The organism is Azospirillum sp. A29 (assembly GCF_042604625.1).
In the GTDB taxonomy this organism is placed as follows: Bacteria; Pseudomonadota; Alphaproteobacteria; order Azospirillales; family Azospirillaceae; genus Azospirillum; species Azospirillum palustre.
The window spans coordinates 642,652-664,212 of record NZ_CP170466.1; the positions used below are offsets into that span (position 1 = coordinate 642,652).

General features: G+C 67.0%; 20 protein-coding genes. 13 read left to right on the top strand and 7 right to left on the bottom strand.

All coding sequences use genetic code 11. From position 1 onward, the window contains the following. Window positions 1-363: 363 nt before the first annotated feature. The 9 genes from rpsF to ABNQ38_RS17940 all read left to right on the top strand — a co-directional run bounded on the left by rpsF (window position 364) and on the right by ABNQ38_RS17940 (window position 7,754). The gene (gene rpsF / locus ABNQ38_RS17900; protein ID WP_098740029.1) at window positions 364-804 is read left to right on the top strand and encodes a 30S ribosomal protein S6; all 441 of its coding nucleotides are present in this window, start codon (window positions 364-366) and stop codon (window positions 802-804) included. Then, window positions 805-1,074 carry a 30S ribosomal protein S18 gene (rpsR, locus tag ABNQ38_RS17905; protein ID WP_012974291.1) on the top strand — a complete coding sequence of 90 codons (270 nt, stop codon included), beginning with the start codon at window positions 805-807 and terminating at the stop codon, window positions 1,072-1,074. A gap of 49 nt (window positions 1,075-1,123) precedes the next feature. After that, on the top strand, window positions 1,124-2,083 hold the full coding sequence (locus tag ABNQ38_RS17910; protein WP_098740030.1) for a DUF2232 domain-containing protein: 960 nt from the start codon (window positions 1,124-1,126) through the stop codon (window positions 2,081-2,083). Next, a complete protein-coding gene (rplI, locus tag ABNQ38_RS17915; RefSeq protein WP_377809562.1) occupies window positions 2,083-2,643 on the top strand; it encodes a 50S ribosomal protein L9 in 561 nt (186 codons plus the stop codon). Before ABNQ38_RS17910 ends, rplI begins: the two co-directional genes overlap by 1 nt. Window positions 2,644-2,897: 254 nt before the next feature. Beyond that, entirely contained in the window at window positions 2,898-4,166 is a 1,269-nt protein-coding gene (locus ABNQ38_RS17920) for a class I SAM-dependent methyltransferase (RefSeq protein WP_377809563.1), read from the top strand. Window positions 4,167-4,491: 325 nt separating this feature from the next. Further along, window positions 4,492-5,715: an NADP-dependent isocitrate dehydrogenase gene (locus ABNQ38_RS17925; protein WP_109047676.1), complete on the top strand. Its 1,224-nt coding sequence runs from the start codon at window positions 4,492-4,494 to the stop codon at window positions 5,713-5,715. Between the two features lie 147 nt (window positions 5,716-5,862). Next, entirely contained in the window at window positions 5,863-6,243 is a 381-nt protein-coding gene (locus ABNQ38_RS17930) for an oxidoreductase (protein WP_377809564.1), read from the top strand. Window positions 6,244-6,350: 107 nt separating this feature from the next. Beyond that, window positions 6,351-7,307 (top strand): SPFH domain-containing protein, encoded by a 957-nt coding sequence (locus ABNQ38_RS17935; protein WP_377809565.1) that lies wholly within the window; start codon window positions 6,351-6,353, stop codon window positions 7,305-7,307. A 3-nt stretch (window positions 7,308-7,310) separates the two neighbouring features. Then, window positions 7,311-7,754 carry an NfeD family protein gene (locus tag ABNQ38_RS17940; protein ID WP_377809566.1) on the top strand — a complete coding sequence of 148 codons (444 nt, stop codon included), beginning with the start codon at window positions 7,311-7,313 and terminating at the stop codon, window positions 7,752-7,754. Window positions 7,755-7,854: 100 nt separating this feature from the next. Here ABNQ38_RS17940 and ABNQ38_RS17945 read toward each other — a convergent pair whose 3' ends face one another. The 5 genes from ABNQ38_RS17945 to ABNQ38_RS17965 all read right to left on the bottom strand — a co-directional run bounded on the left by ABNQ38_RS17945 (window position 7,855) and on the right by ABNQ38_RS17965 (window position 13,486). Beyond that, entirely contained in the window at window positions 7,855-8,223 is a 369-nt protein-coding gene (locus tag ABNQ38_RS17945) for a GcrA family cell cycle regulator (RefSeq protein ID WP_109047672.1), read from the bottom strand. Between the two features lie 174 nt (window positions 8,224-8,397). Then, entirely contained in the window at window positions 8,398-9,198 is an 801-nt protein-coding gene (locus ABNQ38_RS17950) for an anti-sigma factor family protein (RefSeq protein WP_377809567.1), read from the bottom strand. Then, the gene (locus ABNQ38_RS17955; RefSeq protein WP_109047670.1) at window positions 9,198-9,749 is read right to left on the bottom strand and encodes an RNA polymerase sigma factor; all 552 of its coding nucleotides are present in this window, start codon (window positions 9,747-9,749) and stop codon (window positions 9,198-9,200) included. Before ABNQ38_RS17955 ends, ABNQ38_RS17950 begins: the two co-directional genes overlap by 1 nt. 42 nt (window positions 9,750-9,791) lie before the next feature. Continuing rightward, window positions 9,792-11,237 carry an NADP-dependent isocitrate dehydrogenase gene (locus tag ABNQ38_RS17960; protein WP_377809568.1) on the bottom strand — a complete coding sequence of 482 codons (1,446 nt, stop codon included), beginning with the start codon at window positions 11,235-11,237 and terminating at the stop codon, window positions 9,792-9,794. 140 nt (window positions 11,238-11,377) lie between these two features. After that, window positions 11,378-13,486 (bottom strand): multicopper oxidase family protein, encoded by a 2,109-nt coding sequence (locus ABNQ38_RS17965; RefSeq protein ID WP_377809569.1) that lies wholly within the window; start codon window positions 13,484-13,486, stop codon window positions 11,378-11,380. A gap of 303 nt (window positions 13,487-13,789) precedes the next feature. Between ABNQ38_RS17965 and ABNQ38_RS17970 the strand changes: the two genes are divergently transcribed. Continuing rightward, window positions 13,790-16,060 carry an SLC26A/SulP transporter family protein gene (locus ABNQ38_RS17970; RefSeq protein ID WP_377809570.1) on the top strand — a complete coding sequence of 757 codons (2,271 nt, stop codon included), beginning with the start codon at window positions 13,790-13,792 and terminating at the stop codon, window positions 16,058-16,060. Window positions 16,061-16,173: 113 nt separating this feature from the next. Here ABNQ38_RS17970 and ABNQ38_RS17975 read toward each other — a convergent pair whose 3' ends face one another. After that, on the bottom strand, window positions 16,174-16,863 hold the full coding sequence (locus ABNQ38_RS17975; protein WP_377809571.1) for a hypothetical protein: 690 nt from the start codon (window positions 16,861-16,863) through the stop codon (window positions 16,174-16,176). Between the two features lie 335 nt (window positions 16,864-17,198). On the opposite strand from ABNQ38_RS17975, the gene ABNQ38_RS17980 reads away from it, so the two are divergent. Next, window positions 17,199-18,011: a DUF2189 domain-containing protein gene (locus ABNQ38_RS17980; protein WP_377809572.1), complete on the top strand. Its 813-nt coding sequence runs from the start codon at window positions 17,199-17,201 to the stop codon at window positions 18,009-18,011. A gap of 45 nt (window positions 18,012-18,056) precedes the next feature. On the opposite strand, the gene ABNQ38_RS17985 is transcribed toward ABNQ38_RS17980, so the two are convergent. Further along, window positions 18,057-19,247, bottom strand: a complete 1,191-nt coding sequence (locus tag ABNQ38_RS17985) for a VWA domain-containing protein (protein ID WP_377809573.1) — start codon at window positions 19,245-19,247, stop codon at window positions 18,057-18,059. 86 nt (window positions 19,248-19,333) lie between these two features. Here ABNQ38_RS17985 and ABNQ38_RS17990 point away from each other — a divergent pair, with 86 nt between their 5' ends. Together ABNQ38_RS17990 and ccoG are read left to right on the top strand one after the other, a co-directional pair. Continuing rightward, a complete protein-coding gene (locus ABNQ38_RS17990; protein ID WP_377809574.1) occupies window positions 19,334-19,927 on the top strand; it encodes an HD domain-containing protein in 594 nt (197 codons plus the stop codon). Between the two features lie 108 nt (window positions 19,928-20,035). Further along, window positions 20,036-21,553: a cytochrome c oxidase accessory protein CcoG gene (ccoG, locus tag ABNQ38_RS17995; protein ID WP_377809575.1), complete on the top strand. Its 1,518-nt coding sequence runs from the start codon at window positions 20,036-20,038 to the stop codon at window positions 21,551-21,553. The last annotated feature ends 8 nt before the right edge of the window (window positions 21,554-21,561 follow it).

Below are 21,561 nucleotides of genomic sequence, written 5' to 3' on the forward strand. Positions count from 1 at the left end.
GCTCCGCCAGGAACGGCAGTCGCAACATGGCGCCTGGGACGGTGTATTGCACTTCGGTCAAATGCGCCGGACCGTATCCCGTGCGATATCCACCCCTGCCCCGTCTCTACCCAGCCCATTCCCGGGAAGCGCAGCGGTGTTCATCCGGGCAGCACTCCCGTTCATCCGGACAACACCCTATGGCCGGCATAGATTTTCCAAAAGGTGGGGAGGTTTTCCACTTGCTACCACCGCCGGCCTGTGCATACTGCGCCGCTTCATAACTCCTTGCCGTCGGTCCGCCGTCGGCTAGGCCCGGGCGGCTGATCCGATCCATGAGGGATGGGGCGCAGCGCCGGACCATGAACAGCCATGGGGAGTGCAATGGCACTTTACGAGTGCGTGCTGATCGCGCGCCAGGACATTTCGGCCGCCCAGGCCGAGCAGCTCTCTGAGCAGTTCGCCCAGATCGTTCGCGACAACGGCGGCACGATCGCCAAGAGCGAATACTGGGGTCTGAAGACCCTCACCTACAAGATCAAGAAGAACCGCAAGGGTCACTACACCCTCTTCAACATCGACGCGCCGGCCGCCGCCGTCGCCGAGATGGAGCGGAACATGAGCATCAGCGAAGACGTGCTGCGCTTCATGACCGTGCGTGTCGACGAGCTCGACGCCAATCCGTCGGCGATGATGCAGAGCCGCAACGAGCGCGGCGAGCGTGGCGATCGTGGCGATCGTGGTCCGCGTCGCTTCGACGACCGTGGCCCGCGTCCGCCGCGTCGCCAGGAAAACGTTGCCGCCGCCGAAGGGGAGTCCGCGTAAATGTCCGACAAGCAGACCACGGGCGCTCCGGCCCGCACCGGCGGCGCTCGCCGCCCGTTCTTCCGTCGCCGCAAGACCTGCCCGTTCTCGGGCGCGAACGCCCCGGCGATCGACTACAAGGACGTCAAGCTGCTGTCCCGCTTCATCTCCGAGCGCGGGAAGATCGTCCCGAGCCGCATCACCGCGGTCTCGACGAAGAAGCAGCGCGAACTGGCCCGCGCCATCAAGCGCGCCCGTTTCCTGGCCCTTCTCCCCTACGTGGTGAAGTAAGCCCGGCAACGGCCGAACTGTTTCGGTGAAGGTTCTTCAAGGGGTTTCCATGGCCTTGGGTCCGGCCGTTCCGCTGGTGGTCGCCGTCGGCGGCGGTCTGGCGAGCGCATTCTTCTACCTGTCGGTCACGTTCGGCGGGATGGGTGCGCTGATCCTGGGCTATCTGGCCCCCCTGCCCCTGTTCCTGACGGGACTGTGGCTGGGGGCTCCGGTGGTGGCGCTGGCCGGTCTGGCCGGTGCCGCCGCGGTGCTGCTGGGCACCTCCGGCAGCATGCTGGTGGCGCTGTCCTACCTGGTGACCGGGGCTGCCCCGGCAATCCTGGTGGTGCGGCAGTCGCTGCTGGCGCGCTCGCGGGAGGATGGATCCCTTGAATGGTATCCGCCCGGCCGGGTCCTGATGGGCCTGACCGGGATGGGCGTGGCGGCGCTGCTCGCCGCGGTGATCCTGACGCTCGGAGAGCCCGGTGGGCTCGAAGGGCTGATGCGGCAGACCCTGGCCCGAGTCGTCGAGCCGGCGTTCCGCTCGCAGGGCCAGCCGGCCCCGGATCCCGAGGCATTCTGGGTGGCGGCCGTCCTGCCGGGACTGGTTGCGGTCTCATGGCTTGTCATGACGATCGTCAACGCGGTGCTGGCGCAGGGGGCGCTGATGCGGTTCGGCCGCAACCGGCGCCCTGCCATGCGTCTGGCCGAGCTGGAACTGCCGGGTTGGTTGGCGCCGCTGTTCGCGGTGTCGGTCGCTGCGGCATCGGCCGTCCCGGGAACCGTCGGGTTCCTGGCGGTCAATCTGGCCCTGATCCTGGCAATCCCGTTCGCCTTCGCCGGGCTTTCGGTGGTTCATGTATTCGCCAGCAGCAAATCGGCGCGAACGCTGATCCTGGTTGGCTTCTACATGATGCTGTTTCTCTTCGGGTGGCCGATCCTGCTTTTGGTCGGCCTGGGCATGATCGAGCAATGGATCGGGCTGCGCCGCCGGTTTTCCCCCGCGGCCCCCGGTCAGGAGGACGAGTGATGGAAGTTATTCTGCTGGAGCGGGTCGAGAAGCTCGGCCAGATGGGCCAGGTCGTCAATGTGCGTCCCGGCTTCGCCCGTAACTATCTGCTGCCGCAGCGGAAGGCCATGCGCGCCACCAAGGCGAACCTGGCTGTCTTCGACAAGCAGAAGGCCCACCTTGAGGCCGTGAACCTGGAGCGCCGCAAGGACGCCGAGCAGGTCGCGACCAAGATGGACAAGGTGACGGTCGTCGTGATCCGTCAGGCCGCCGAGACCGGCGTCCTGTACGGCTCCGTGACCACCCGCGACGTCTCCGACGCGCTGACCGCCGCCGGCTACAAGACCGACCGCAAGCAGGTCCAGATCGACACCCCGATCAAGACCCTGGGTCTGTTCAAGCTGCGCGTCGTCCTGCACCCGGAAGTGTCGATCACGGTCACGGTCAACGTCGCCCGTTCGGCTGAAGAGGCCGAACTGCAGGCCCAGCGCGGTGGCATGATCACCGCCGCCGATCTGCGCGACGACGACGAGGAAGAGACCTTCGTCGAAGAGACCGCGACCGAGGAAGAGGAGGGCTGATAGCCCTTCTGCCGTGGCAGCCCCGAAGACGCCTTCGGGGTTCTCGCGGCATCGTCGCACCGCTCGTCCGGAAACCGCCCGCCCCACCTGGGGCCGGGCGGTTTTCCGCATTCAGGGCCCGGCGGAGCACCTCCGCACATAACTCTGCGCATAGGGCAGCAATGCCCAATTGGGTAGCAGTCCTGACCGATTGACGAATTGTCGCACCCAGCCTTGCGCGCGATGCTTGGACGGCACCGCGGAAGGAGTTCGGCATGCTGCTGGTTCGCCTGCTTGCCGCCGCCAAGGGCGACGGAACCCTCAATCTTGTTACGGCCGATGGAAAACATCATCGGATCGGATCCGGTCCTCCACATCTGACCCTTCGCCTCCATGACCGCAGGGTCGAGCGCGACCTGCTGATCAATCCCCGCCTGCGTTTTGGCGAAGCCTATATGGACGGCCGCTTTTCGATTGAGGGCGGCACCATCTACGACCTGCTGGCGATGCTGATGAGCGGCGCCGAGGTTCAGGGTGCGCTGGGCCGTGCGTTGGAATCGCTATCGCCATTGCTGCGCCATGTGCAGCAATACAACCCGATGCAGCGGTCACGGCAAAATGTGGAGCATCACTACAACCTGTCACGCCAGTTCTATCAGCTCTTCCTTGACCGGGACATGCAGTATTCCTGCGCCTATTTCCCCGAGCCGGGGACATCGCTGGACGAGGCGCAGGAGGCCAAGAAGCGGCACATCGCAGCCAAGCTGATGATCGTGCCGGGCATGCGGGTGCTCGACATCGGCTGCGGCTGGGGCGGCATGGCGCTCTATCTGGCGCGGCACACCGGGGCACGGGTGACCGGCATTACCCTGTCGTCCGAACAGCTGGCGGTCGCCCGCCAGCGGGCGGAGGAGGCGGGGCTGGCCGACCGGGTCGCCTTCGAGCTGCGCGACTATCGCGAATTCGCCGCCGCCCACCGGGGGGCCTTCGACCGCATCGTCTCGGTCGGCATGTTCGAGCATGTCGGCGTGCCGCATTACCGCGATTACTTCTCGGCGGTACGCGAGATGCTGAACGACGAGGGTGTGGCGCTGATCCACTCCATCGGCCGGCTCGACGGGCCGGCAAGCACCAACCCCTGGATCCGCAAATACATCTTCCCCGGCGGCTACTCCCCTGCCCTGTCGGAGGTGCTGCCGGTCATCGAGCGGTCCGGCCTGTTCGCCACCGACCTGGAGGTGTTGCGCCTGCATTACGCCGAAACGCTGCGTCACTGGCGTGCCCGCTTCCTCGACCGCTGGGAAGAGGCCAAAGCCCTGTACGACGAGCGGTTCTGCCGCATGTGGGAATTCTATCTGGCCGGTGCCGAACTGGCCTTCCGGCTGCAGGGGCACATGGTGTTCCAAGTCCAGGTCGCACGCTCGCTGGGGGCAGTGCCCTTGACCCGTGACTACATGCTGAATGCGGAACGAGACCTTGCCGGCACGGCGGCCAGCCATCCGGTAGAACGGCGACCCTCACGAACGCCGGAGTCGGCGGCCTGACCGTTCCAGGCGCCGGATTTGCGGCCCCAACGCGGCATTCCGCCGTCAAAGGGCCACAATCCGGCCAACCGGTAATACCAATTGACCATCATGGCCGGGCGCAGGGCCGTGTTGCAAGCGGAATCGTGCGACATCGACGCCTGAGCCACCGCCGCGCCTTCCTTTCCGTCACGGGGCGATGCTATATAACCGCGATTGATTTCCGCCCGGGGTACCGGGGAGCCACCCATGCGGCATGCTCCCCGGCAACAAGCGCCCGCTGGACGACGCGCCCGGCTCCCAAGGAATGACAACGCCCTTACCCGTTCGGGGAGATCTCGCACCCATGACCAAGATCAAGGTAGCCAATCCGGTCGTCGAACTCGACGGCGACGAGATGACGCGCATCATCTGGCAGTTCATCAAAGACAAGCTGATCCTGCCCTACCTCGACATCGACCTGAAGTACTACGACCTCGGCATCGAGAACCGCGACAAGACCGACGACAAGGTCACCGTCGAGTCCGCGAACGCCATCAAGCAGTATGGCGTCGGCGTGAAGTGCGCGACCATCACCCCGGACGAAGCTCGGGTGAAGGAGTTCAACCTCAAGAAGATGTGGAAGTCGCCGAACGGCACCATCCGCAACATCCTGGGCGGCACCGTCTTCCGCGAGCCGATCGTCTGCGAAAACGTTCCGCGCTACGTTCCGGGCTGGACCAAGCCGATCATCATCGGCCGTCACGCCTTTGGCGACCAGTACAAGGCCACCGACTTCGTCGTCCCCGGTCCGGGCAAGATGACGATCAAGTGGGAAGCCGCCGACGGCAGCAGCCAGATCGAGCATGAGGTGTTCGACTACCCCAGCGCCGGCGTGGCGATGGGCATGTACAACCTCGACGACTCGATCGAGGGCTTCGCCCACTCCAGCCTGATGTACGGCCTTGAGCGCGGCTACTCGGTCTACCTGTCGACGAAGAACACGATCCTGAAGGCCTATGACGGCCGCTTCAAGGACATCTTCCAGAAGATCTTCGACGAGACCTACGCTGACCAGTTCAAGGCCAAGGGCTTGGTCTACGAACACCGCCTGATCGACGACATGGTCGCCTCGGCCCTGAAGTGGGAAGGCGGCTTCGTGTGGGCCTGCAAGAACTACGACGGCGACGTTGAGTCGGACGTCGTGGCGCAGGGCTTCGGCTCGCTGGGCCTGATGACCTCGGTCCTGGTCACGCCGGACGGCAAGACCGTCGAGGCCGAGGCCGCCCATGGCACGGTGACCCGCCACTACCGCGAGCACCAGAAGGGCAAGGAAACCTCGACCAACCCGATCGCCTCGATCTATGCCTGGACCCAGGGCCTGGCCTATCGCGGCAAATTCGACGACACCCCGGACGTGATCAAGTTCGCCCAGACGCTGGAGCGCGTCTGCGTCGAGACCGTCGAGTCCGGCTTCATGACCAAGGATCTCGCCATCCTGATCGGCCCGCAGCAGCCGTGGCTGACCACGAAGCAGTTCCTGGACAAGCTGTCGGACAATCTGGAAAAGAAGATGGCCGCCTGGTCGTAAGGCCGGCGTCGTCTTCAGCCGGCGCTTTCTTCACGAGGGTGCGACGCCGCGTCCGGGTCAAACCGGACCGCGGCTCGGCTAGGGTTCGAGCGGGGAGTTTCGGCTCCCCGCTTTTTTCTTGTCCGAATTTGAAAAGGAACGAACCCGATGTCCAACGATCTGTTCCGCGTCGCCGTCATCGGTGCCGGCGAAACCGGAATGCCGCTGCTGCGCAAGCTGCTGGCCGCTCCCTTCGTCGAACTGCTGGGCGTGGCGGATCTCGATCCGGAGGCGCCGGGCATGCGCCTTGCCGAACACCGGGGCGTGAAGACCACCACCAACTTCCACGATCTGGCGGAACTGGGCGATGGTCTGGATGTGCTGATCGATGTCACCGGCGTGCCCGCGGTGCGGGAATCGCTGCGCAAGGCGATGCAGGAGACCGGCAACCACCACACCGTGATCGTCCATGAGATGGTGGTGCAGCTGATGCTGTCGCTGTTGAACGGCGAACTGGTGCGGTTGAAGCATGACACCCAGGATTACTGAGGCACGCTGTTGCGACGGGGGCGGCATTTGCAGCCTCTCCGAATTGGCTCATGATGGGGTGTGAGGGCGTCTGCGACGGCGCTCGTCCATGTCAGGAGCGGCGATTGATGGAACTCGGCATTCTGGTCATCGCGGCGTTCGTGCTGGTCGTCATTCTGGCGATCACGAGCGTCCGCACGGTCCCCCAGGGCTTCAACTTCATCGTCGAGCGGCTGGGCCGCTATCAGGAGACTCTGCATCCCGGCTTCAACGTGATCTTTCCGGTCATCAGCTCGATCCGGGCCAAGGTGGACATGCGCGAGACGGTGGTGGACGTGCCGTCGCAGAGCGTCATCACCAAGGACAATGCCGCGGTGACGGCAGATGGGGTGCTGTATTTCCAAGTGCTGGACCCGATGAAGGCGACCTACGAGGTCAACGACCTGCAGCGGGCGATCCAGACGCTGGCGATGACCACCACCCGCACGGTGATGGGTTCAATGGACCTCGACGAGCTGTTGAGCCAGCGTGAGGCGATCAACGCCAACCTGCTGCGTGCGGTGGACGAGGCGACCGCCTCCTGGGGTGTGAGGGTGACCCGCATCGAGTTGCGCGACATCACCCCACCCGACGACATCGTTCAGGCGATGGGTCGGCAGTTGAAGGCCGAACGCCTTCGCCGCGCCCAGATTCTGGAGGCCGACGCCGAGAAGGAAAGCCAGATCCGCATCGCCCAGGGCAAGCTTGAAGCCGCCAAGCTGGAGGCGGAGGCGCGCGAACGGCTGGCGGAGGCCGAAGCCAAGGCGACGCGGCTGGTGTCGGAAGCGGTGGCGCAGGGTTCGAACCAGGCGCTGGGCTACTTCCTCGGTCAGAAATACATGGAGGCGCTGAAGGCCTTCGCCGCCTCTCCCAACCAGAAGACGATGATCCTGCCGGTGGAACTGGCCGGTGTGGCGGGTGCCCTGTCGGGTCTGGGCGAGCTGCTGCGCGACGCGACCCCGCCGAGACCGCCGGAGCCTCCCACCGCCGCCAAGCGCAATCCTTGGTCGGCGCCGCCGACCGCATCCGCTGCGGATGGGGAGTGACGGATGTCACCTCTGCTTTGGGGAGCATTGGGTGCGGTGCTGATCGCGGCGGAATTGGTCATCCCCGGCCTGTTCCTGATCTGGTTCGGCGGGGCGGCGATGCTGACAGGGTTGGTCACCGCGCTCTGGCATGACTGGGGGCTGGTCAACGAGGCCGGATTCTTCACAATCGCCGCGGGGGCTGCCGTTGCCGTCGCAATGGTCCATGCACGCCGCCGCAATGCGTCGTCGGAAAGCGATGCCGCCCGGATCAACGACCGCGCCGGTCAGCTGGTCGGCCGTGCGGTGACGCTGAGCGAGCCGATCGTCAACGGACAGGGCCGGCTGTTCGTCGGCGACACGCTGTGGTCGGTCGAGGGACCGGATCGGCCGGCCGGGGCGGCGATGCTGGTCGCCGGCCATAAGGGGATGGTTCTGGTGCTGCGCGATGCGGCGAAGGTCCGATAGGGCTCCTCCCCGCGCAACCAGTCGACCCACAAATCACCCAACAAAAAAGCCCGTCTCTCCCCCGAGAGCGGGCTTTTTTGTTGGGTATCTTGCCGAACTGTCAGGCAGCGCCGACGTTGCGGTCTTCCTCACGCTTCTTGCTGCCCGACGCCGGCTGATAGGCCAGAGCAGCGTGCTCCGCGCAATAGGGCATGCCCGGCAGGGCGGTCTTGCCGCAGAAGTGGAAATCCTGGTGCTTGGGGTCGCCGACCGGCCATTTGCACATGCGCTCCGTCAGAGCGAGGATGGTGGCGCCGCGGGTCGGCTTCTTCTTGATGGGCGACGGCCGGCCCGACAAGCCCAGGCGATGGGCCTTGCCGATGACCGCGTTGCGGGTGATATCTCCCAGAATGTCGGCGATCTCGCTCGCGCTCAAACCCTGGGACCAGAGATCCTTGAGCTGTTGAATCCGCTCGTCCGTCCAACTCATCCCCGAGTACTCCCGATCCGGTGTCCGGTTATGCTGTGGCAAACAGGTCACGGTCTAGTGCCGTTTTCCATAAGCCGCAACATTTTGTGCCAGCCGGTGAGGAAGCTACCAGATGACGGCCGCGGACGATAGGGGGGCGCGGCAACATTCCTGTTGATAAGTCCGTGGGTAGACTCACGAATTCAACGCGCCATAGACCTCCTCGGCGACGCCGGACAGGGTATCCCGATCGGTCTCTCCGGCGACAGCCAGCGCCAACCCATTGTCCTGCCAATACAAAGCGCGGACGCCGCCATCCTGGGCGAACCGGAATGCTGAACCGGAGGTGTTGGGAGAGGGGCGGATATACAACGTGATGCGACGCCCGGCCGCATCCTCGTACATGTACATTGCAACAGGTCCAGCGGAATCGGCCAAAAGCCGGCCGCCGATCAGTTGGTAACCCCCTCGTGTGACTTTTGGGCAACGCATATTCTTGCCCAACCGCTTGGACAGCCAGTTGACCAGATGCGCTTCCTCCTCGACGCCGATCTCGACCGGATGGCGGACCTCGACGGAGAAGACGCGGTGGGCGGCGACGGCATCGGCGATGAAGGCGGCGGTCGGCGGCTCGGCCCGCACGCCGATGCGGTCGCGCATCAGCCAGCCGCTGGCACCGCCGGCGACGAACACCAGAAGGGAGGCGGCAATCGCCGTTCCCCACCAGACAGCACGGCCACGGGCAGGAAGCGGCTTTTCGGAATGGTCGCGGGCGGTGAAGGGCGGGGTCAGGCGGTCGGGTAGAGGCTGGTCGATCAGCGGACCGAAGCTCTGACCCAACAGGGAGCGCTGAACACGGTAGCGTTCGAAGCGCTGGGCGACCTCCGGATTGTCGGCGAGGTGGCGTTCGACAGCGGCCTGCCTCTCCTCCGGCAATTCGCCGTCCAGCCAGGCGTGCAGCTCGGCTTCGGTCACGGGATTGCTGATGCCGCTCATCACTTGATCCTCCTGACGACCTGCTGGGTTCCACCATCCAGCAGGACCCTCAATTTTTCGCGCGCCCGGGCCAGCCGCGACATCACCGTCCCGATCGGCAGTTCCAGCACCTCCGCCACCTCGCGGTAAGACAGCCCCTCCATTCCCGTCAGCAGCAGGATGGTGCGGTGTTCATCGGTCAACTGGGCGAAGGCGCGAACGAAGTCGCGCACCGCCCCACGGTCGGCCGGCGGGGCGCTCAGAGCCAGATCGTCGGCCAGATCTTCCACCGGCACCTCCGCCCCGCGCCGCCGCCGGCCGCGCTGGCTGGAGATGTGAAGGTTGTGCAGGATGGTCATCAGCCAGCCGCCGAGCTTCGACGGGTCCCGCAGCGCATGGCGGTTGGCCAGCGCCTTCTCCACGCAGTCCTGCACCAGATCGTCGGCGTCCGGCCGGTTGCCCACCAGGGCGGTGGCATAGCGCCGGAGCCGCGGCACATGCGCGGCGATGGCGCGGTCGTCGATGTCGGGCGGGCTCATGTCGGGTCCGGGGATGGCGTCGTCGTCAGTCATGACGCCCTGCCCTGCCGCTTTATTCCCACCCCGCCCACCGGATCACTGGCCCGGCGACGAGAAGCCGGCCTTGCCGTCGAAATTGCTGAGATTCTCGGTCTGGGTGAAGTCGATCCCGGCTGCGGCCAGCCGGCCCAGCAGCTCGACGATGGCGCCATGCTGCACCGGGCCGTGCTGAGACAGGAAGCGGCAGCGCCAATGGTCGGTGCAGAAGACATCGGCATTGCCGTCCGGCCAGACCCGCTGCGAGCGGTTGGAGATGCTGGTCAGCTTCAGCGCATCGGTCGACAGCGGCAGCACCAGCTCGGCCAGATCGTCGGGCAGGCCGCCGGACCAATGCAGGAAGATGTCCACCCCGACCAGCTCCTTCAGCGCACGCACGCGCGGCGCCAGCCGGTTGAGGCCGTCATAGGCCGGCCTTGCGGTGGAATAGCCCACCGGCGGCATGGTGACCGGGGTCTGGCCCAGCCGCTCAACCACCGCTTCGGCGAAGGCGGCGGTGCCGGCACGGACCCGCCCCAGGCCGCGGGCATAGATGTCGGCGGTGTGGATGCCGTCCTCGATGGTCTTCAGCCACGCATTGTGGATGCGGGCGGCGATGTCGCCCTGGCCGATATGGACCAGCATCATCACGGCGGCCATCAGCAGGCCCGAGGGGTTGGCGATGCCCTGCCCGGCGATCATCGGGGCCGAACCGTGGATCGCCTCGAACATGGCGCAGGTCTCGCCGATGTTGGCGGAGCCGGCCAGCCCGACCGAGCCGGTCAGCTGGGCGGCGATGTCGGAAACGATGTCGCCGTAGAGGTTCAGGGTGACGATAACGTCGAAGCGCTCCGGCTGGTCGGCCAGCCGGGCGGCGCCGATGTCGACGATCATGTGGTCGGCCTTGATCTCCGGATAATCGGCCGCGATCTCGTAGAAGATCTTCAGGAACAGCCCGTCCGTCATCTTCATGACGTTGTCCTTGACGAAGGCCGTCACCTTTTGCCGGTGGTTGGAGCGGGCGAAGTCGAAGGCATAGCGGACGATGCGCTCCGACCCCGGACGCGAGATCAGCTTGACCGACTGGATCACGTCGTCGGTCTGGCGATGCTCGATGCCGGCGTAGAGGTCCTCTTCGTTCTCGCGGATGATGACCACGTCCATGCGCGGATGCCGGGTTCGCACATAGGGGTGGTAGGAGACGCAGGGGCGGACATTGGCGAACAGGCCCAGCGTGGTGCGGGCGACGACGTTCAGCGACTTGTTGCCGTATCCCTGGGGCATGGTGATCGGCCCCTTGAGGAAGACCCGCGTGCGGCGGATCGATCCCCAGCCGGCGGCATCCAGCCCGCCGGGATGACCCCGCTTGTAGACGGCCTCGCCTGCCGGAACCTCTTCCACCTTCAGCCGCGCGCCGGCCGCATTCATCACATAAAGCACGGCATCCATGATCTCCGAGCCGATGCCGTCGCCGCGTGCGACCGTGACGGGGGTGATATCGCGCATGCACTCACTCCAAGGGGACGCGCGACCGTAGACGCAAACAGGGGCCTTTTTCAATGGTTGGAGGCAGCGACGGATCGCAGCATCGGGGGGAGCGCACTCCCCGCTCCCGGCTTTGCGGAAGCGGGAAGCGCGCCGGGCGGTCAGTGATGCGCCCCGGCGAGGCCGCCGCGGCCATCGGGCACGCCGATGCTGACATTCTGCATCATGCCCTGGTCTTCATGGTCGAGGATGTGGCAGTGCAGCACATACTCGCCGATGAAGCGCTCGTAGCGGGTGCGGACCGTCACCTTGTAGACGCCCTTCGGCGGCTCGGCGGAGGTCAGCGCGCTGCTGTTGTCGCTCTTCACCCAGATGGTGTCCTTCCACACGCCCTTCATGCCGGCATAGTCCGGGTCGCCGGAACCGGGCTCGCTGACGTCGCGGCCGTCCGGACCGATGACCGAGACGATCTGGAACGGGTTGACGTGGATGTGGAAAGGATGGCTGACGAAGTAGGAGGCCAGTTCCCACTGCTGGGCGGTGCCCAGCACCACAGGCCGGTTGTCCACGTTCGGCTGGTAAGCGGCGGCTCCCTTCGGACCATAGGTGCCGTCGGGATTCTCCACCACCTCGAAGCTGTCGGCGACCTGGAACAGCGGGTTGGTGCGCTTGCCCCCTTCCGGCGGCAGGTTGATGAAGAAGGTCAGCTCCTGCTTGGGCTGGTGCATCACCTCATGCTCGGTGATCGGCCGGTGGGCGGTGAACTTCGAGAAGCGCGGGCAATAGGGGGTGTCGACCATCGCCTTGGCGAAGCAGCGGGAGGTCAGCCCGTCGATGACCTCCTTGGCGACCGACGGTGCGTATTTCGTCGCGTTGACCGACAGCCGGCGGATGGTCTCCTTCACCGGATCCTTGACAACGCGGTCGCCCTTCACCCGGACGAAGCCGAGCACGCCGGTGGAGGTGGCGGTCTGGTCCGGGCTGGCGTTGGCGGCGGACGGCTTGTTGATGACGCAGTAGATGCCGGGTTCGGGGAAGTTGACCAGCAAATCGTCGCGGTAGCCCGGCTGCATCGGCACGCTGGTGCGCACCTGCCCTTCCTCCATGGTCAGGCCGTCGGAGGCCGCCAGGATGTAGGGCACCGGCTGCCCGACGCAGCGTTCCTTGGCGAAGCGGTCCTGGCCGGCGGCGGACAGCGTCTTCTCGCTCTGGAAGAAACCGGTGGGGTCCAGCTTGCGGAACTCCACCGTGATGGGCGAGCGGACGCCGCCATGGATCAGGCGCCAGCGCTCCGGTTCGCCGGTCTTGGCGTTGGCGAACATCGGACGGACGCGGCCGTTGACGGTGGTGAAGCGCCCGGACTGCTCCCAGGTGCCCGGCCCGAACTGGTCGTAGGACACCACCTCGCCCACCTCGCCCGGCGCGCAGCTCCAGTCGATGGAGCCGTCGGCGTTGGTCTTCAGCTTGCCGTCCTTGGTGCAGGCGTAGGGGATCTGCTCGAACAGCAGGACCCGGTCGGTCATCGCCACGCCCTTGGGGCTGGTCAGCAGGGTATCGAGATCGCCGTTGGCCTCGCGCGTCGGCGGACGGTCGCCGCGGATGATCAGCGCGCCGGCCATGCCGCTGCCGACCTGGAGTGCGGTCGAGCCGTGGCGGTGCGGGTGATACCAGAAGGTGCCGGCCGGATGGTCGGCCGGGATGTTGTACTCATATTCGAAATCGACGCCCGGATTGAGCGAGATCAGCACATTGTCGCTGTTGCCGGTCGGGCTGACCCAGACGCCGTGGCTGTGCAGGTTGGTGCCGTTGAAGCAGTGCGGGGTGTTGATGTCCGCCGCCGCCTGGCTGGTGCAGTTCGGATCGGCCGGCAGGTCGTTGTGCAGCTTGATGCGCACCGTGTCGCCCGGCGTCGCTTCGATGGTCGGCGCGACATAGGGATGGTTGGGATCGACGTTGGTGCCGCGATAGCTGCGCAACCGCACCGCGTCGGGACGGCCCTGGGCGGGGTTGCGGATATAGCCGTCGGTGAAGGACACGAACAGGTCGTAATTGCGCGCCTGCCCGGTGTGCGGACGGGCGGTCGCCTGCGGCTGGCGCATCAGGAGAGAGCCGACACGCGGCGATTCGGAATTGGTCAGCAGCGGCGGATTGCCGATGGCCTCGCCGGCCGGTTCGGCAGCGTCCTTGGTCGCGGCGGTTGCTGCCAGCGCGCCTGAGGCGGCGCCAAGCGCCAGGGGCATCAGCAGGCCCAGCAAATATGCATGCTTCACGAAATTCTCCCTCTATACCGTCCTATAGCGAGAGATATGATTCCTGATAATTGATTTTTGCAACGCCAACACACGCTTAATCATATGCCACCATACCAAGCCCTGGCCGGGTCGGGGGACCGTCGCCCCGCGGCGGAAGAACCGGCTGGCGCAATGCAGGGTGGCGCAGCACAATTCATCACCGCTTATTGCTTGCCTGGGCCGCGGAATTCCGCTCATTGCTGCAACCGTGACGGCGGTCTGCCGCCGTGACGCAGCCCTTTGCACAAGACCCGCCCGATCAGCCGGACCGAACGCGACATCATGAGCGACGCCCCCATTCGGAAACCCTCCACCGGCCACCCTGCGCATCCCGGCCGGCGCCCGATCGCATCGGCGATGATCGGGCTGATCGCGGGCATCGACAATCTGGGCAACGGGCTGGCGATTGCCGCGCTGCTGTTCACCGGGCCGCTGGCGGCCGGGCTGGGCGCCGGGGTCGGCGTGGTGCTGCTGAGCGCCGCCATCCTGGCCCTGCTGGTCGCCCTGCGCAGCACGCAGCCGAATTCCGTGGCGCTGGTGCAGGAGACCGGCGTCGCCATCCTGGCCTCCACCGTCGCGACCATGGCCGCCGGCCTGGAGAGCGCGCCGGAGGAGGTGAGGATCGCCACCGCCTTCGCCATCCTGGGCGGCAGCACGCTGGTGACCGGGCTGCTGTTCTGGACGGTGGGGCGGCTTCGGCTGGGGCGGCTGGTGCGGTTCTTTCCCTATCCGGTGGTGGCCGGCTTCCTCGCCGGGTCGGGCTGGCTGCTGGTGGAAGGCGCGCTGGCGATGGTCAGCGGGCGGCATGGGCTGGGCGCCGGCATCGCCGGGCTGGCGGCGCCGATGGTGATGGTCACCGCCGCGGCGGCGGTCGGGCTGGCCGGGCTGCTGGTGCTGACGATGCGGCGCAGCGACAGCCCCTTCACCATGCCGCTGGTCCTGCTGGCGACGGCGCTGGCCTTCCATGCCGGGCTGCCCCTGCTGGGGGTGACGGCGGAGGAGGCGCGCGGCTGGGGCTGGCTGCCCGGCGTGGCCGGCGGCGGCGGGTTCAGCCTGCCGGTGCCGACGGAGGTTCTGGCGCTGGCCGATTGGGGCCGGGTGGCGGCGGCGCTGCCGGCGATGGTTTCCGTCGCGGTGCTGGGCATGCTGGGCCTTCTGTTGAATGTCAGCGGGATCGAGCTGGCCCAGGGGGAGTTGAGCCAAGGGCGCGACATCGACGCCGACGCGGAGCTGCGCAGCACCGGAGCGGCCAACCTGCTGACGGGCGCGCTGGGCGGGCCGTCCGGCTATGTCGGGCTGGGCATGACCCTGCTGGCCGGGCGGATGGGTGCCACCGGGCGCGGCGCCGGGCTGGCGACCGCGGCGGTGATCCTGGGCGGGCTGTTCGTTGCGGGGTGGCTGGTGTCGGTGACGCCGGTGTTCCTGACCGCCGGGCTGATCCTGTTCCTCGGCGTCGAGCTGTTGCAGGAGTGGCTGATCGACGCGCGCCGCCGGCTGCCGCGGACGGAGTGGCTGATCGTGCTGGCCGTGGTCCTGGCGATTGCCGGGATCGGCTTCATGGAGGGGCTGGCGCTGGGGCTGGCGGTGTCGCTGGCGATGTTCGTCTACAGCTATTCCCGGCTGCCGGTGATCCGCGGCCGGCACAGCGGGGCGGAGCTGCGCAGCCGGGTCGACCGCAGCCCGGCGGCCAGCCTGCATCTGACCGGCGCCGGAACGGCCATCGAGGCGATGCAGTTGCAGGGCTATCTGTTCTTCGGCACCGCCGAGCAGATCGTCGGCCCGGTGCGCGACCGGCTGGAGCGGGCGGGCGGGCAGACGGGTGGACAGGTGGGCGACCGGCCGCTGCGTTTCCTGATCATCGACTTCCGCCACATCAAGGGCATGGATTCGGCCGCCGCCGGGGTGTTCCGCCGCATCCGCAACCTGATCGAGGCGGCCGGCGCCACGCTGGTGCTGAGCGCCCTGCCCGACGCGGTGGAGGACGCCTTCCGCAACTGCGGCCTGGACCCCGACCGTGACCCGGTGCTGCGCCGTGCGCCCGACCTCGACCATGCGCTGGAATCCTGCGAGGAGGCGCTGCTGGCCCAGAGCGGCGCGGCCGGTGGCGGAGTGGACGCGCCGCTGCTGCGCCATCTGGAGGCGATGACCGGTCCGCACCCCCGGCTGGCCGATGCGGTGATGGCGCTGGACACCCTGCATCTGGAGCCGGACGAGGTGCTGATCCGTGCCGGCGAGGCGGCCAGCGACGTCTTCATCATCGGGCGCGGCCGGGTGAAGGTGCAGATCGCCCTGCCCGACGGCCGCAGCCTGCGCCTGCGCACCATGACCGCCGGGGCGGTGGTCGGCGAGATCGCCCTGCTGCTGGGCCAGACCCGCGGCGCCGACGTGGTGGTGGAAACCCCCGCCACCATCCACCGGCTGACCGCGGCGACGCTCGCCCGGCTGGAGAGCGAGGATCCGGAACTGGCGCTGGTCCTGCACCGCATCCTGGCGACGACGCTGGCGCAGAAGGTGACCCTGGCGAACCGGCTGATCGAACAGGCGGCGGTGTGAGGTGGCGGTTTGGGGCGGTCTTGGGCGGGGTGCCGGCGCTGCGGCGTGGGGCGGATGGAACGTCTGAAACGCCGTGAACCGTTTTCCGGGCGGCGTTCCACTGTCGCATCCGCTCACCGGCGGCGGGGGAACGCCCCTTCCCCGCCCTGGCGCTCCAGGGCCGAGCCGAGATTGGGATAGGGATCGTCGGGGTTGACGGTCCAGGGATAGACACCCTTCGGCCCCTCAGCCTCCGGCCGGGCGACGATGGCGGCGATCACCTTGGGGTCGGGCGGATTGTGCTCGCGGATCGCGCCGGGGATGCTGTCGTCGTCGAGGCCGGGCAGCGGAGGCTCGGGCGGCGCGGGGTCTGCTGCTGCGGTGGCGGGGTTGGCGGCAGCGGCCTGCCTGGCGCCCGGATCGTCGCACTCCCTGAACAGGCCGAGCCGCTCGGCCAGCCAGCGCACGGTGGAGGGATCGCCGGAGGAGACCAGCCGCTCGATCTGCTCGGTCACCAGGGCGCGGAGCGAGCCGAGCCGAAGCTCCGACTCCCGGTTCAGCGCCTGCCGCTCCCACCAGACGCGATGGCGAAACGCCTGCGACCCGTAATAGGCACGCCATAGCGTGGTGCGGCTGCACCCCATGGCGCGGGCGACCTGCTGGAAGGAGGCGCCACGCGCCAGCATGCCGGCGGCCATCACCCACTGTTCCTCGTGGAAGCGCGAACCGGGCACGAGCGAGCCCCCGGGTGTAACCGGCGGCTCCTCGGCCCAGCGGGGGAAGTGGTCGGTGGGGTGGCTGGTGGGGGACAGGCAATCGGGCATGGGGCATCTCCTCGGCTATGTAGGTTATTAATCCTAATTCAAGCGCGAATCTTCGGCAATGATAGGTTTAAAACCCCTCGCGTTGATGGTTCCTCGGTTCGAAGGTCTGCGCGGCCTCATCCCCCGAAAATGTATGTATACCCATCATTCGCCATGCCCGATTTCGGCAGCGGGTGTATCCTCTGCCGGACCGCGGTCCGATCCCCCGTCCCCGCCTGGCCGGCACAGTCTCACGCCGCCCCGCCCGTTCGCCGGATCGAGCCGCCCTCGCGACACCACCGACTGCCCGTCCACGCCCCCACCGGGCCGGTCAAGGAAGAGGGAGGAGTCCAGCCATGGCGAACCGCTGGTACATGCCCGAGCACAAGGCCCCGCTGACAGACATGCTGGTGGTGCCCAAGGATGTCCGCATCCGTTCCATCGACACCCTCAGCCTGGGCGAGGCGCTGGCATTGGGATGGCGCGACTTCCTGGCGGCACCGACGCAGTTGCTGTTCCTGAGCGTCATCTATCCGCTCGTCGGGCTGGTCGCGGCGCGCATCGCCTATGGCGGCGATCTGCTGCCGCTGTTCTACCCGCTGGTCGCCGGCCTCGCCTTCGTCGGACCGCTCGCCGCCGTCGGCATTTACGAACTGAGCCGGCGGCGGGAACGCGGGCAGCCGGTTTCCTGGGTCAATGCGCTGGATGTCTTCCGGTCACGGGCGATCTGGTCGATCGCGGCACTGGGGCTGCTGATGCTGACGCTCTATGTGCTGTGGCTGGGGGCGGCGCAGATCGTCTACGACCACACGCTGGGCCGGCTGGAGCCCGGAAGCGTCGGCGCCTTCGTCCATCTGCTGTTCACCACGCCGGAGGGCTGGCAGATGATCGTGCTGGGCAATACCGTCGGCCTGATCTTCGCGCTGGCGACCCTGGCGCTGAGCGTGGTGTCCTTCCCGATGATGCTGGACCGCGAGGTGGACTGGATCATCGCGATGCAGACCTCCATCCGCGCGGTGATGGCGAATCCCGGCCCGATGATGCTGTGGGGCGTGATCGTGGTGGCGATGCTGGCGGTCGGGTGCCTGCCGGCCTTCGTCGGGCTGGCGGTGGTCATGCCGGTGCTGGGGCATGCGACGTGGCACCTGTACCGGCGGGTGGTGGGGTGACTTCAAAGTTTGCCCCAATCGATCCCTTCCGGCCGATCCGCCCCCTTACCTCCCCAACTCCCGCATAGCCCCGTCCAGCCCCTCCAGCGTCAGTGGGAACATCCGCCCCCCCATCAGGCGCTGGAGCAGCCGGGTGCTTTCCGAATAGTCCCAGTATTGCGGCGGTGTCGGGTTCAGCCAGACCGCCTTGGCGTAGACCGACAGCAGGCGCTGCATCCACACCTGACCGGCTTCCTCGTTCCAATGCTCGACGCTGCCGCCGGGATAGACGATCTCGTAGGGGCTCATGGCGGCGTCGCCGACGAAGACCAGCTTGTAGTCGGCGGGATAGGTGTGCAGCACGTCCCAGGTCGACAGCCGCTCGGTGTGGCGGCGGGCGTTGTCGCGCCAGACGCCCTCATAGACGCAGTTGTGGAAGTAGAAGTGCTCCAGATGCTTGAACTCGCTGCGGGCGGCGGAGAACAGCTCCTCGACGAGGCGGATGTGGTCGTCCATCGAGCCGCCGATGTCGAGGAACAGCAGCACCTTGATCGTGTTGTGCCGCTCCGGGACCATCTTCAGGTCGAGCCAGCCGGCGTTGTTGGCGGTGGCGCGGATGGTGCCGGGCAGGTCGAGTTCGCTGGCGGCGCCGCTGCGGGCGAACTTGCGCAGGCGGCGCAGCGCCACCTTGATGTTGCGAGTGCCGATCTCCACCCGGTCGTCCAGGTTCTTGAACTCGCGACGGTCCCACACCTTGACGGCGCGGCGGTGGCGGCTCTCGTGCTGGCCGATGCGCACGCCCTCCGGATTGTAGCCGTAGGCGCCGAAGGGTGAGGTGCCGGCGGTGCCGATCCATTTCGATCCGCCCTGGTGCCGGCCCTTCTGCTCGGCCAGACGCTGGGCCAGCGTCTCCATCAGCTTGTCCCAGCCGCCGAGCGCCTGGACCTGCGCCTTCTCCTCGTCGGTCAGGAAGCGTTCGGCCAGCTTGCGCAGCCATTCCTCCGGCAGGTCGGTGACGGGGACCTCCTCGCCGGCCGGCATCTCCTCGGTAAGGCCCTTGAAGGTGGCGCCGAAGACGCGGTCGAAGCGGTCGAGGTTGCGTTCGTCCTTAACCAAGCATGCACGACTGAGATAATAGAAATCCTCGACGCGGAAGGACGCGGTGCCCTGCTTCATGGCCTCCATGAGCGTCAGGTACTCCGTCAGCGAGACGGACACGCCGGCCTTGCGCAGATCGAAGAAGAATGACGTGAACATGGGCGCGGTCCTTCGGCATCGGGGAGTTCCCAGGACGGGCTTCTCCGATGCGGAGAATAATGCAATGCCCCAGCCGAGAGAACAGCATGAGCCTGCCAAACGCCTCCTTGCCAAATTCCTCCTTGCCGGGCGCCCCCCTCCTCGATTTCGCCCGCGCGCTGGATTTCGCCGCGCACAAGCACATCGACCAGCGCCGCAAGGGCGTGCGCGCCGAACCCTACGTCAACCACCTGTCGGAGGTGGCCCTGCTGGTGGCGGAGGCGACGGCCGGCAAGGACCCGGTGGTGGTGATCGCGGCGCTGCTGCACGACACGCTGGAGGACACCGACGCCAGCTATGAGGAGATCGAGCAGTTGTTCGGCACCGAGGTGGTGCAGGTCGTCGCCGAGACCACCGACGACAAGCGCATGTCGAAGGCCGAGCGCAAGCAGCACCAGATCGACGCCGCCCCCAAGGCCTCGACCCGCGCGAAGCTGGTGAAGCTGGCCGACAAGGTGTCGAACCTGCGCTCGATGGCGCACAGCCCGCCCGCCGACTGGCCGCTGTCGCGCAAGGTCGAGTATTTCGAATGGGCCCATGCGGTGGTCGCCGGGCTGCGCGGCATCGACGCCCGGCTGGAGGCGCTGTTCGACCGCGCCTATCACGACGGGCTGGCGGAGCTGCGCGGGCAGACCGTTTGAGAAAGTGGGCCGGATTGACATTGCGCAATGCGGCTCCATCACGGAAGTCTTATGGAGAAGGGACGACGCTGACGCCACCCGTGCCGCTGACGGCCGAGGAAAGATGCCATGTCCCTTCGCCAAGAAGACACCACCCTCACCCGCCGCCCCGAACCTGCCGGCAAGCACGCCGCCAAGACCCACGCCGGGCCGCAGGAGGAACCGGGACGCCATTGGTTCATCGACCGGCCCAAGGTCTATGCCGCCGACGTGAAGGGGCGCTTCCGGCAGCTGAAATGGGCGGTGCTGATCGTCCTGCTGGCGATCTACTACATCACGCCGTGGCTTCGCTGGGAGCGCGGGCCGGGCATCCCGGACCAGGCGGTGCTGATCGACATGGTCGGGCGGCGCGCCTATTTCCTGTGGATCGAGATCTGGCCGCAGGAGGTCTATTACCTGACCGGCTTGCTGATTCTCGGCGCCTTCGGCATCTTCTTCGCCACCACGCTGGCCGGGCGCATCTGGTGCGGCTATGCCTGCCCGCAGACGGTGTGGACCGACCTGTTCATGTGGGTGGAGCGGAAGATCGAAGGGCCGCGCACCACCCGCATCCGCCTGGACAAGGCGCCGATGACCGGGGCCAAGCTGGCGCGCAAGACCGCCAAGCATGCGGCGTGGGTCGGCATCTCGCTGCTGACCGGCGGGGCCTGGGTGTTCTATTTCAACGACGCGCCGACGCTGATGAACGAGCTGCTCCACGGTGAGATCACCAGCGGGGTGGCGACCTTCAGCGCGCTGTTCAGTTTCACGACGTATTTCTTCGCCGGCTGGGCGCGCGAGCAGATCTGCATCTATGTCTGCCCGTGGCGCAGCTTCCAGTCCGCCATGGTGGACGAGGACACCTTCCTGGTCACCTACGAGGACTGGCGCGGCGAAGGCCGGGCGCCGCTGCGCAAGTCGCAGAGCTGGGACGACCGGCAGGCGGCGGGGTTGGGCGACTGCATCGACTGCAAGCAGTGCGTCCATGTCTGCCCGACCGGTACCGACATCCGCGAGGGACAGCAGATCTCCTGCATCGGCTGCGGCCTGTGCGTCGATGCCTGCAACGACGTGATGCGGCAGATCGGCCGGCCGCTCGACCTCGTGCGTTTCGACACCCAGTCGAACCAGATCGCCAAGATCGACGGCAAGCCGGAACGGGTGAAGCTGGTCCGGCCGCGCACGGTGATCTATTCGCTGATCATGCTGATCGTGCTCTGCGCCATGGGCATCGCGCTGATGCTGCGGCCGACGCTGGACGTCAGCGTGCTGCGCGACCGGGCGCCGCTGTTCGTGACTCTGTCCGACGGGTCGGTGCAGAACGCCTACACCATCAAGGTGCTGAACAAGACGCACATCGCCCGCAGCTATGCGGTGAGCTTCGAGGGCTTGCGCGACGCGCATCTGTCGGTGGCGGGGGATGAGGCGGCCGGCAGCGGCGGCAGCCTGACGCTGACCGCGGAGGCGGACTCGGTGGCGACCTTCCGGGTGTTCGTGAAGGTGCCGGCGGCGGCGGTGAAGTCCGGCTCGACCGATGTCGCGGTGATCGCCAAGGATCTGGGCAGCGGCGAGGCCGGCAAGCACGCCAGCGTGTTCATGGCGCCGTAGACGGCGGT